Annotated in this window: 14 protein-coding genes; 9 read left to right on the forward strand and 5 right to left on the reverse strand. The window is 38.7% G+C overall.

Annotated features, from left to right (window positions below):
- From OLW01_RS13280 to nagB-II, 3 genes are all read left to right on the forward strand, one after another.
- Positions 1–597, forward strand: coding sequence for a BON domain-containing protein (locus tag OLW01_RS13280; protein WP_268074397.1), 597 nt, complete (start codon positions 1–3; stop codon positions 595–597).
- Complete coding sequence (locus OLW01_RS13285; RefSeq protein ID WP_268074398.1) at positions 584–1,471, forward strand: glucosamine kinase nucleotide-binding domain-containing protein; 888 nt, start codon at positions 584–586, stop codon at positions 1,469–1,471. Before OLW01_RS13280 ends, OLW01_RS13285 begins: the two co-directional genes overlap by 14 nt.
- A gap of 122 nt (positions 1,472–1,593) precedes the next feature.
- Entirely contained in the window at positions 1,594–2,592 is a 999-nt protein-coding gene (gene nagB-II / locus OLW01_RS13290) for a glucosamine-6-phosphate deaminase NagB-II (RefSeq protein ID WP_268074399.1), read from the forward strand.
- A gap of 8 nt (positions 2,593–2,600) precedes the next feature.
- Here the strand turns inward: nagB-II and OLW01_RS13295 are convergent, their stop codons facing one another.
- The 4 genes from OLW01_RS13295 to radC form a co-directional block, all read right to left on the reverse strand.
- A complete protein-coding gene (locus OLW01_RS13295; RefSeq protein ID WP_268074400.1) occupies positions 2,601–3,086 on the reverse strand; it encodes a hypothetical protein in 486 nt (161 codons plus the stop codon).
- Between the two features lie 103 nt (positions 3,087–3,189).
- The gene (gene rpmG / locus OLW01_RS13300) at positions 3,190–3,345 is read right to left on the reverse strand and encodes a 50S ribosomal protein L33 (RefSeq protein WP_268074401.1); all 156 of its coding nucleotides are present in this window, start codon (positions 3,343–3,345) and stop codon (positions 3,190–3,192) included.
- 12 nt (positions 3,346–3,357) lie between these two features.
- A complete protein-coding gene (gene rpmB / locus OLW01_RS13305; RefSeq protein ID WP_268074402.1) occupies positions 3,358–3,594 on the reverse strand; it encodes a 50S ribosomal protein L28 in 237 nt (78 codons plus the stop codon).
- Positions 3,595–3,740: 146 nt separating this feature from the next.
- Positions 3,741–4,415: a RadC family protein gene (gene radC, locus OLW01_RS13310; protein ID WP_268074403.1), complete on the reverse strand. Its 675-nt coding sequence runs from the start codon at positions 4,413–4,415 to the stop codon at positions 3,741–3,743.
- Positions 4,416–4,554: 139 nt separating this feature from the next.
- Between radC and coaBC the strand changes: the two genes are divergently transcribed.
- From coaBC to OLW01_RS13325, 3 genes are read left to right on the forward strand one after another with little or no spacing between them, the layout of a single operon-like run.
- A complete protein-coding gene (gene coaBC, locus OLW01_RS13315; RefSeq protein WP_268076238.1) occupies positions 4,555–5,757 on the forward strand; it encodes a bifunctional phosphopantothenoylcysteine decarboxylase/phosphopantothenate--cysteine ligase CoaBC in 1,203 nt (400 codons plus the stop codon).
- Positions 5,758–5,790: 33 nt separating this feature from the next.
- Positions 5,791–6,381: a nucleoid occlusion factor SlmA gene (gene slmA / locus OLW01_RS13320; protein WP_268074404.1), complete on the forward strand. Its 591-nt coding sequence runs from the start codon at positions 5,791–5,793 to the stop codon at positions 6,379–6,381.
- Entirely contained in the window at positions 6,348–7,349 is a 1,002-nt protein-coding gene (locus OLW01_RS13325) for a WD40 repeat domain-containing protein (RefSeq protein WP_268074405.1), read from the forward strand. Before slmA ends, OLW01_RS13325 begins: the two co-directional genes overlap by 34 nt.
- A gap of 9 nt (positions 7,350–7,358) precedes the next feature.
- Here the strand turns inward: OLW01_RS13325 and OLW01_RS13330 are convergent, their stop codons facing one another.
- A complete protein-coding gene (locus tag OLW01_RS13330; RefSeq protein ID WP_268074406.1) occupies positions 7,359–8,270 on the reverse strand; it encodes a Dyp-type peroxidase in 912 nt (303 codons plus the stop codon).
- Positions 8,271–8,448: 178 nt separating this feature from the next.
- Between OLW01_RS13330 and OLW01_RS13335 the strand changes: the two genes are divergently transcribed.
- The 3 genes from OLW01_RS13335 (at position 8,449) to OLW01_RS13345 (ending at position 12,183) form a co-directional block, all read left to right on the forward strand.
- On the forward strand, positions 8,449–9,195 hold the full coding sequence (locus OLW01_RS13335) for a hypothetical protein (protein ID WP_268074407.1): 747 nt from the start codon (positions 8,449–8,451) through the stop codon (positions 9,193–9,195).
- Positions 9,196–9,329: 134 nt separating this feature from the next.
- Positions 9,330–10,898, forward strand: coding sequence for a hypothetical protein (locus OLW01_RS13340; RefSeq protein WP_268074408.1), 1,569 nt, complete (start codon positions 9,330–9,332; stop codon positions 10,896–10,898).
- 142 nt (positions 10,899–11,040) lie between these two features.
- Complete coding sequence (locus OLW01_RS13345) at positions 11,041–12,183, forward strand: GGDEF domain-containing protein (RefSeq protein WP_268074409.1); 1,143 nt, start codon at positions 11,041–11,043, stop codon at positions 12,181–12,183.
- Positions 12,184–12,187: the final 4 nt, after the last annotated feature.

Genomic DNA, 12,187 nt, shown 5'->3' on the forward strand with positions numbered 1-12,187 from the left:
ATGAAATACTTAAAGTTAATTTTTGCCTGCATTATCATTCAGCAATTATCAGGCTGTGCAGTCGCACTATTTGCTGGTGCAGCTAGCACGACCGCAGTTGTCGCCAGTGATAGACGCGATGTTGATACGCAGCTGACTGATTTATCCATTGAGCGTGAGATCAATAAATGGATTGAAGAGTCACCTAGCCTTGCTAAACAAACTAATATTAAAGTGGTCAGTCATAATAAAAACGTATTATTAATTGGGCAAGCCCCTTCTGGTATGCTCAGAGACAAAGTTGCAAATTTAGCCAGTACACATGGCGATCTCCATGATTTATATAATGAAATCAGGATTAGCAAAACAACCACACCTGCGCAACGCACCAAAGACTCTTGGCTCACCACAAAAATCAAAACCAGAATGTTGGCAGATAAAGAATTAGATGGCCAACAAGTTAAAATTATGACCGAAAATGGTGAAGTGTTTTTAATGGGCATGCTCACAGCGTATGAGAAAAAAATCGCGATTACCATCGCCCGCAATATGGATGGCGTAAATAGAGTGATTGAGATTTTTGAACCCTACACGAAAACAAATAATGACGCTCAGTAATTTATTAATTGCAATAGATGCAGGCGGTACTAAATGCCATGCTATTTTGTATGATACAGCGCAACAAAAAACACTAGCGCAAGTAAAAACCGGCTCAGCTAATTTAGCATCAAATTATTCATCAGCGTTAAGCAATATTCAGCAAGCTTGCACGGATGTATTAAAACAAGTTGGTTTAACAGATTCAAACTTGGCTAAGCTAGCTGTTTATGCAGGCTTAGCAGGTGTCAATTTTCCACAAATTGCCAAAAAGCTCTCGCAATGGCAACATCCTTTTAAATCATTTGGTTTCACCACAGACCTACATTTAGCTTGCTATGGCGCACATCAAAATAGCCAAGGCAATGTGATTATTGTTGGCACCGGCAGTTGCGGCATTGCGATAAGCAAAACAAAATCGGTTGTGCTGGGGGGTTATGGCCATAAATTAGGCGATCAGGCATCTGGCGCCTGGATAGGTCAACAAGCTGTTCAGGTTAGTCTATTAACGTTAGATGGTTTACTAAAACCCAATGTGCTAACCCAAGCTATTTGCAACGTTAGTCAAATAAATAGTCCTGCTGAATTAAGCCAGTATTGGCATACGGCTAACCCAGCTCAATTTTCTGAACTTGCTGATATTGTTTTTTCGTGTGCTCAACAGCAAGACGAACAAGCCATTTTAATTATTAATCAAGCTGCGCGCTATATTGAACAGTTATTTAATCAACTATTAAAAACACAAGCGGGTCCAACTTGCATTGTAGGTGGTATCAGTAAACGAATAACGCCTTGGTTAAGCCAAAGTGTAAAAACGCAACTTAGCGAAGCACAAACAGAGCCTGTATATGGCGCGCTAACGCTATACCAAAACCCAGCTTTGTGCTTAAATTAAATTTAAATACTTTTCGCTTATAAGGTTGAACCGAATCGTTCTATAAAATCAGTTTTATGATTGTGATAACCTGTTAGAGTAAATTTAAACTGACCGCAAGCCAAATATATCATCAGATAAACATGACTGAATCTTTATTATCGCTAGAAGCTAAAGAAACACCTGCCCGAGTTGCCGAGCAAATTGAAGAAAACGAACATACAATTGCAAAATTAGGCTCTCATTTAAAAATAATGCAGCCCAGATTTATTTATATGGTTGGTAGAGGTTCATCTGACCATGCCAGTGGATTTGCCAAGTATTTATTTGAAACCGAAACAGGCGTACCTGTTGTTGGGGCAGCACCTTCGGTAACGAGTATTTACCAAAAAAACATGCGGCTTGAAAAATCTCTTGTATTAGTCGTTTCGCAATCAGGCCGAAGCCCTGACATTATTCAGCAAGCCAAAATGGCTCGCGAAGCTGGCGCTTTTGTAGTAGCGATTGTGAATGACGAAAATTCTCCACTGGCCGATATCATTGATGTTATTTTACCGCTAAAAGCGGGAGAGCAAAAAGCAATTGGCGCAACCAAAACTTTTTTAACAACCCTGTCAGCCTTATTGCAACTGGCTGCAACTTGGTCACAAAATAAAGCGCTCAAAAAATCCATTCATCAGTTACCAGAGTTTCTTACTCAAGCCATTAATAGCCCCGCATTGTTAACCCCTGAAGATTTTGCCAATACTAAAAATTGCGCCATTCTTGGTAGAGGCTTTGGTTATTCAGTTGCCCGAGAAACGGCAATGAAACTAACCGGCTTATGTGGTATTCATGCAGAATCATTTAGTACGGCTGAATTTTTACATGGGGGGGTGGGTTTAGCTGAACATAAGTTAAAAATTTTTAATACCTTAATTAAAGACGAGTCTTATCAGTCGCACATGGCACAAATTAAGCAATTTGAACAAAATCACATCCCTATCTCTCATGTTCAGCAATCGCTCAAAAACATTCCGCCAAGGTTACAGCCTTTAACTTTTTTACAACGATTTTATTTAGATTTAGCGCCAATCGCTTTAGCAAGAGGCATTGATATAAATAATCCGCCCGGCTTACAAAAAATAACCCGCACGGTTTAAGCTTTAATTTACTGGGTGAGCCACAGTTCATTTAGCGGCTGGTTTTGGCTAACTGAAAACCAGCCTGCCGGGCTATTTAAAACAGCCTCAGAGCCATTATTAAACCATTTAATGACATAACCCTGGGTTGCCCCTGCAAACCAAAATACAGCCACTTTATTTGGCGTTTCACTTTGCCATTTGGCAATGTCGTCACTGGCTAGTCGCTCGCCTGTTAAGTTTTTCCAATTTTGTAATAAGCTGTGTAACCTTTGTTCACTAATGTTTGTTTTAGGCTCGGGTACAATTCGCCAGCCTCGACCAATACGTTCAATCGAAAGGTTAGGCATATCTAATGTTAAAATAAGCTCAGTTTGTGGAATAATGGCTTGATGCGACGATTGACTCTCGGAAGAGGTAAACAATTTATGATGCATGCCATTAAATAAAAATATCATGAAGAGTGTTGAAAAAATCAGTACATTATTCCAACCCTTGCGGCTTAAACGAAGCATCCCTTTAGCTCTTAATTAAGTAATAATTGGTTAATGTACCAAATTTCAGACATAAAAAAACCCAGCATTGCTGGGTTTTTTAATACACATAATTTAAAAAAGCTTACTTAATTTTAGCTTCTTTGAACATCACGTGTTTACGAACAACTGGATCAAATTTTTTAATTTCAAACTTGCCAGGCATGTTCTTTTTGTTTTTGTCGGTAGTGTAGAAAAAACCAGTACCGGCACTAGAAACCAATCGGATTTTATCGCGCATATTCAGGCTTCCTTATATTTTAATACCGTTTGCACGGATATCTGCTAATACTGCATCAATACCATTTTTGTCAACGATACGCATACCTTTAGTGGATACACGCAGTTTAACAAAACGGTTCTCACTCGCTACCCAAAAACGGTGCGATTGTAAGTTTGGTAAAAAACGACGCTTAGTCGCATTTTTAGCGTGTGAGCGGTTGTTACCCACTACAGGCTTTTTACCAGTTACTTGGCATACTTTAGACATTGCTGTGTCTCCAAATACTTAATCTCGAGCTTGCTGACTCAAGAAAAAATTGTTTGCGTACCCTGATTCAAGAGGGCGCAATTTATACAGTAGAGTGAAAAATTAGTCAATCTTTTTATTCACCAGAGCCAATAAAACGGTGTTTTTTACAACAATCCATGTTCCGCAAACGAAAGCACTTCGCCATCACCGACAATAAAATGATCTAAAACCCGAATATCAACTAAAGCGAGCGCCTGCTTTAAGCGCTCTGTAATCATTTTATCAGCTTGGCTGGGTTCTGCTATTCCTGAGGGATGATTGTGCGCAAAAATCACCGCTGCGGCTTGTTTGGCGAGCGATTTTTCAACAACAACTCTAGGGTAAACAGAGGCGCCATCAATAGTGCCATAAAACAGCGGTGCAAACTCGATAACCCTGTGCTGATTATCTAAAAATAAACACGCAAATACTTCATGGGGTTCATCTCGTAATTGAGCTGTTAAAAACTGTCGGCAAGCATCAACTGATGTTAACGCATCGCCTTTCAATAATACTTCGGCTAAATAACGTTTACTCATTTCAAGACAAGCTTGTAGCTGGGTATATTTAGCCTCTCCTAACCCTTTCGCTAAACAAAATCGCTGAATATCAGCACCAAACAATGCACGTAAGCTACCAAATTCAGCTAATAATTGTCGTGCTAACTCAACTGCACTACAGCCTGTTACACCTGTGCGCAAAAATATAGCTAATAATTCAGCGTCGGTTAAAGCGGTTGCGCCTTTTTGTAGTAACTTTTCGCGTGGGCGATCCGACGCTGGCCAGTCTTTAATACTCATATTTCATCCTTGAAGTTTGCACTTACTTTCTATGTATCTCTTTTGGTTAAAGAAATTTAATCCAGATAGAATCTGCAGTTTGAAAAAAAGTATAGTAAACTGTGAGTTAATCGCAACCAACTTTAATAAACCTAACATAATGAGCTTACTGAAAAATAAAAAAATATTATTAGGCCTATCGGGTGGTATAGCGGCTTACAAATGCGCCGAACTAACGCGCAGATTAACTGAGCAAGGAGCTCAAGTAAGAGTTGTCATGACCAAAGCAGCTCAATCCTTTATCACACCACTCACAATGCAAGCAGTGTCAGGCAACCCTGTAGCAGATGATTTACTTGACCCAGCGGCGGAAGCCGCCATGGGACACATTGAATTGGCTAAATGGGCAGACTTAATTTTAATCGCCCCCGCCACTGCCGATATAATTGCAAGACTAAGTCAAGGCATGGCAAATGATTTATTAAGTACTTTATGTTTAGCCAGCAATGCACCTACTGTCGTAGTGCCGGCAATGAATCAGCAAATGTGGGCTGCGCCAGCCACTCAACGAAATATCACCCAGCTCAAAAAAGATGGTCGTTTTATTGTAGGGCCGGGAGTTGGTCAGCAAGCTTGTGGGGATGTAGGAGCAGGGAGAATGTTAGAGCCTGCACAAATCATAGAGTCACTTCCCGCCTTTTTTTTACCGCAAGTTTTGCAAGGTAAAAAATTACTAATTACCGCAGGCCCAACTCAAGAACCTATAGATCCGGTTAGATATATCTCAAACCATAGTTCAGGAAAAATGGGGTACGCTCTTGCCAGCGCAGCTCAGCAGTTAGGTGCGAAGGTAACTTTAGTGAGCGGCCCTACACAGCTCGAAAAACCGATAAATTGTGAACACATTGCGGTTAAAAGTGCAGAGCAAATGCTAGATGCTTGTCAGCAACATGCTCAGCAGATTGATATATTTATTGCTTGTGCTGCTGTTGCCGACTATAAATTAACCGAGGTGGCTGAACAAAAAATCAAAAAAACACAGCATCAGCTCAGTTTACAGCTCACTAAAAATCCAGATATATTGGCAACCATTGCCCAGCAAATTAACAAACCCTTTTGCGTTGGTTTTGCCGCAGAAACGCAAGACGTTGAACATTATGCCAAAGACAAAATGCAACGCAAAAATTTAGATATGATTGTGGCTAACGATGTGTCTAATCAAGCAATTGGGTTTAATAGCGATCAAAATGCGGTTGCGGTTTACTGGCAAAACGGTCAACAAAATTTCCCAATAACAGATAAACAAAGTTTAGCCATTGAATTGCTTCAACTTATTGCTAAGCGGCATGCGCAAACAAATTAATCCTAAAAAATAACTATAATTAAGTAGACAAGTATGAATAAAACAAAAAGCAGTAATCGTAAACAAGAGATCCTTCAAGCACTAGCTAATATGTTAGAGACAAATCCGGGTGAGCGCATCACGACAGCCCGACTAGCAAAAGCAGTAGGCGTAACAGAAGCCGCTTTGTATCGTCACTTTCCAAGCAAAGCGAGAATGTTTGAAGGCTTGTTGGATTTTGTTGAAGATACTTTATTTACACGTATTAATAAAATTTTGGAAGATGACAAACAATCAGCCAGTCGTTGCCTAAAAATTTCACAGTTGGTGTTATTGTTTGCTGAAAAAAACCCGGGAATTTCGCGTATTTTAAGTGGCGATGCTTTAATGGGCGAACAACTTAGATTAAGAACTCGAGTTAATACTTTATTTGAGCGTATTGAAACTCAATTAAAACAGGTACTGCGAGAACGGCCGATGCGAGAAGGTAAAGATTTACCTTTTGCTGAAATAATTATCGCAAACCAGATAACTAGTTGGCTTGAAGGCCAGATCAGACAATTTGTCCGCTCTGACTTTAAGCATTTACCCTCAACCCATTTGGCAAAACAATGGCAAATATTTCAACTTGCAATATTTCAATAATCGATAAACTCATTTATGTAATTGGTTTATCTTTGCTTTTGGGGGCTTGCACAAGTGAGCCACCAAAAGAAGTCAATCGCCAAATTCATACCGACAAAGGGGCTTACGCCGCGGATTTATCTCAAAATGGCTTATGGGCTGCCGTTAGCACCCCGCAAGGTATAAGGTTGTGGGATACCCAAGCGCGCTTACCTAAATATTTATGGCAACAACGGCCCAGCCAAACAAACCAAGTTCATATTGTTAAAATAAGCCAAGATAATCAAGTTGCCCTCACCGCAGATAAACAAAGCTTTGCTGTTTGGAATATGCAAACCGGCGCCAATAAAGGGTATTACAAAATTGATGATGCTAATATCGCCGCAGCTCAAATCAGCAATAAAGGCGAATACGTGGTGTTAGGGCTACTCAACGGTAAAATTATCCATATTAATTTATTAACCGGACGGCGTATCGAATTTTTAGCACATAAAGAGCGTATTAGCGCGCTTGCTATGTCGGCTAATGGTCAATATGTATTGAGCGGCGATTACGCCGGAAAAGCCTTATTTTGGGATAGTCGAACCGCTCAAGTCGTTAGCCAAATTAATCATCAAGGCCGTGTAAGCCAATTAGGGTTAGATCAAAAAGCTCGTTTTGCATTCACCGCCAACAGTACTAATCAATCTTGGATTTGGGATTTATCGACTGGAACCAAAATAAGCAAGCTGCAATATACAGCTAGACAGCAAATTTTTACGGCAGTTAAATTTTCACATAATGGTCATCTTTTGGCGACTGGTGCGCCGAACCATAAAGTAAAATTATGGACAGTAAATAGTGGTGAGTTAATTGCCAGCTGGCCTTTTGTCTCTGACAACTTTGCTGCGACAGTGCTCGACTTTGCCTTTAGTGAAGATGATTCTTACTTAACCGCTGAAACCAGCTACGGGGTTATGCAAACCTGGGATATTCAGTTAATAAAATAAGTTTTATAATTAACCATTTTGCTTTAAAAAATCGACCGACGGCGCAAAAAAGGCAGCGCCTGTTTCTGCTCGTGAATAATCCAGTAAACGATCGTAGCTATTATCATTTAATCCCATGCGACTCGCTAAAATTTGAGTAAAAGGTTCAGGCGAACGACAACACGCAATATAAAACAGCCCCTGCATTAACATAGTTCCATAAGGCATGCTTTGATTTAATAACTCAATAGGTTGTGCGCCTTCTCCAATTAACTGGGTTTTATTTAGATGAGAGTTTATTTTGGGTTGAGCCAACCTATGATTAGCGCTTTTCTCTCTGCCAATAATGGTTTCTTGTTCTGCCTCACTCAACTCATTCCAACTCACCATTAAATGCCGATATCTTTGAATATGAATATAGCTTCCGCCTGAAAAAACAGGGTCTTGTAACTCATCAACTAGCGCAACTTTTTTGCGTTTTACGCCATGCGGGTTATCGCTTGCCACAATAAAACCCGTTAAATCTCGGCCATCTAAGTACCTAAACCCTTTCACTTGAGCCAATAAAAAAACAGCATCACTGAAGTGTTGGCAGATGCGAATCCCAGTTAAATGATTAACATCGGCTCTGTCAGACCGAATTTGAATAAACAGATCATAAGGTGTTGCTGGCGCATTATGATATTCGGTACTTAAATTTGGAAAATCAGTTAAATGCTTTGGTTTATCATTGGGATATACAGACGACCAACGCTTTGTCCCTATTGCAGCAAAACCTGTTAATTCAGCCTCTGAATACGAATCTGAAAATGCGTCAATTAAGTCATTAAATTCAGCTAACAACTGGCGAATACGAGGTTCATATCCTGCATGAATCTTAAATATAAGATATAAGCTATGCAGATTATCCTCGGCTATCACGCCTCGCTGAAATTTCGCCATAAAACAGAACCTTAAGATAAATTATTAGCAATAAAACTATATTGATTTAAGCTTAAATTCAAACAAAATTTAAAAATTTAATAAATTGTTTAATTCAGAATGCAATAAAAACCTGTATAATTTTATTGACCGATACATTGTTGTAAAAACTTAAAAATAAGCAGGAAATCCAATCATAATGCGTTCAAACCCAATACTTTTCACAAGCTTGTTAGTTGGATTAAACTTTACCTTCATTGCAAGCTCGCATGCACTGGGGTGGCATCATGGGATCAGCTTGGGCATCAATCATTATAACAGCGATGCCCAGATAGCGTTTTACAACAAACAAACCCAACAAGTTGAATCGATTTCGGCTAACTTTAAAGCAGACTCCACCAGCCAAATTCTCGACAATCAACTTAATTTAAGTGGTTACTCAACCAATCATACTTGGCTCATCGATTATAAAATTAATCAGTATTCACTTGAAGATAAGCTAGCTCAAGACGAACGTTACACCTTAAAAGGCATAAATGCGCAGTGGCTTGCTGGCTACAAGGTGCTTGAATTACACGCCAATACTCGAGTTTATGCAATGGCTGGCCTTAATTATCACAAGCAAAAGTTTTCTTACCCCAATAATACAGGTCAAAATAAACATTCAGATTCGACGACTAACACATTGGTTGGCCTTAGACTCGATATCCCGCTAAGTCGAGATTGGGTAGCCCACATAAAAGGTGATACTAAATTAACGGGCGAGCAAAAATCGACCAGAGCAACAATAGCGCTAAATTATAGGTTTAGCCGAAATTTCACCTTGTTAGCCGAATATCAAAATCAAAACTTAAAAACCACCAAAGCAACATCAAGCAGCTCATCTTTTTATCAATTTGACGGTAATATTAATCAAATATCACTTAAAACCACGCTAATTTGGTAATTTTTATTTTTGCCAATTGCAGTATTATTTGAGTTTCAGACACAGACTGACTATCATTCAAGCATGTTCATTAGCGGTTCTGGCTGAATGACAATACTCAATAATAATAATTAACTAAGCATGAGATATGATTAATGTTGCTTAAAAGCAATTCAACGCACTATAAAAAACCACAATTATTAGCCGGTAAAAGTTTATCGACAATTCCTCCAATGGCGAGTGCTATTTCAAAGCGAATCTCTAAATTTCGTCAAGATTATGTAAAACAAGTTGAAGACGCAAAAAGCTTTTTTACCTACTACCAAACACAACTTGAAAACAAAGCTAAATTTAAAAAAGCCATTGATGCTTATCAAGCTCAAATTGACGTAATTGAAAACTACCAAAAAGAAAAAGGCAAACTGCCCAAAATAAAAGATCAGCCATCAACAGCTAAATACTTAAATCGTTTATATCGACTGCAAGATAAAGCCATCAATGATAAAAAAGCACTTGAGAAAACCATTTCGTCACAACAGGCTGAGCGCTATCAAAATTTAGATCACTTGGTTGACCAAATGTTAGATTTATTGGATGGCAAACGCATTTTTAGCCAATTTTTAGGTACGATTGCCTTGTCGGTTCCCTCCCCAGATGAAAAAGTGCGCCATGTACGTAACCAAAAAAATAAACCAATTTATATTACCGCGCTTAGCATTGCCTTATTTGAAGAAGTTAGAACTCGGCTTGACGCTACCCAAATTCATCCTTATTTAGCCAAAAAGTTAGCTGAAATTTTTCCTGAAAAATCGGCTTATAATTTAATGATAGATAAGTCCGATGAGGCCGATAGCAAACAACTCATGCCCACTGAAATTAAAATTGCCTATCGTGAATATGTTTTAAAGCCATTAGCTAAAGCAACGTTACTACAATCAATTGGTAACCATTGCCCTGAAGTTGATGAGCTATTAGGCGAAGATAAATATAGAATGCTATCGCCAGATGACAGAGCGCAATTATTAAAGATCACCCTAGAAAAAACCATAGATTATATCAAGTTAGGCATAGGCATTCCTGCAACTCGGTTTGATACCAAGCAAGAAAGAACTGAATTTATTCATGCTGAAGCAGAACAAATTCAGTTTATTTTAGATGTGCAAAAAAGGCTCAACCAAACACAAGATTCATTGGGTGATTTGTTGCGAATTCCTATGGTTTATACTTCGATGATTTTATCGACTAAACCAGAATTTGATTACCAGCAAATTTATAATGCGTTCGATACACTCACGCAAGGTGCCCAAGACCAACAGTATCATCCTGAATATACCTACTTATTTAATAAAATGGTTGGCCGATTTCCAGTTGGCTCTGGAGTTTACTTTATTCAGCAAGACAGCGGCGAAATAGAAAGGGCCATCGTATCCTCGTTATACCCTGACAATCCAGATGAACCTGTATGCAAACAAATTACCAGACGACAATTACAATTTTTAAGTCAAATGGAAGTGACGGTTAGCAGAAGTAGTAATTTATTTTTTAAAACCAGCCGAGCAAATTCACATTACGATGAAGAGTACTATTTAAATCGTTATAAAAATGGCTTTGTATGGAATGCCAGTGAACTATGGGAAGTTCAAGTACCCGCTGTTAATTTTTGGAAAAAAGATGGCACCCACAGGTACAACAACAAACATATCCCACTAGATGAGCCTGAATAAATTAAGGCGGTATGTAGAGATATATTAATAAAATCAACTCACCAAAAATAATCTGCTAAAGGCCTAAAGTGTAACTATAATTTTATCTAACACCATAGCTGTAGTTTTCAGCGGCTCACACGGCTTTAGGATGCCAAACAATATGCCTGCAGGTTTTTTACAACAACTTAAATTTCATACTCGCCCAGATTGCGTGGATGAAAGCAATTTTAAACGTTTTTATGTTCTCTCGCTGGTTGGGGTGTTTGGGTTAATAGTCCATATATTGCTGATACCAGGATTCCTTGTCATTGGTGCAACACACATGGCGATAATAAACCTAATTAGTGTGCCTATTTGGCTTATTGGTTTATTGCTTAACCGCAGGGGTAAACACACCTTAGCGGTATATTTATTTACTTTTGAAGTTATTTGTCATTCAGTGTTTTCGGCCGCAACTTTAGGCTTAGACTCAGGCTTTCAGTTTTATCTTTGGTCAATTTCCGCGTTAATAATTCTTCATACAAAACTAAAGCCCTTCTCATCTTTTATTTACAGCTGCATTATTACGTTTTTATTTGCCAGTTTATATGTCTGGTTTGGGCAGATTGAATACACTTACGCTTACCCTAATTTGTTACCTTTGATTCATTTTTTAAATATAACCATTGCTAACCTCCCACTCGCAGCAGGTTTAAGCATGACCTTGCAACTTACCGTTAAACAGGAGCTGAAGTTACGTAAACTCGCTAATAACGACAGCCTAACTAACCTATACAACCGTAGGTATACGCAAAATGCGTTGAAACAACAAACCGCATTAGCTAACCGCGAACATTCTCCTTTATCCATAGCGCTAGGTGATATAGACTTTTTTAAAAAAGTGAATGATCAATTAGGACACGATCAAGGTGATTTGGTATTAATTGGGGTAGCTAAATTACTGAAAGGAAGTATGCGCAGCTCTGATATTGTATGCCGATGGGGAGGCGAAGAGTTTTTAATTGTCATGCCATCAACTCAAATAGACTCTGCCTTCGAGAAAATTGAAAAAGTTAGAAAGCAAATTAATCAAACGATTTTGGTAAATCAAACAACAAACAAAGCGTCTGTTTCAATGAGCTTTGGCTTGGTTGAATATGATTGTGAATTAGGTTTAGAAAGCACACTCAAATTAGCAGATAATGCACTTTACCAAAGCAAAGCGTCAGGCCGTAATCAAACAACTATTGCAAAAGTGTCTAACAACCAATATCAAGCATTAGAGCCTCGCCCTAACTTACCAATGCATGCAGATACAAATTAAAATC

Origin of the sequence: Catenovulum adriaticum (genome assembly GCF_026725475.1) — a bacterium.
In the GTDB taxonomy this organism is placed as follows: domain Bacteria; phylum Pseudomonadota; class Gammaproteobacteria; order Enterobacterales; family Alteromonadaceae; genus Catenovulum; species Catenovulum adriaticum.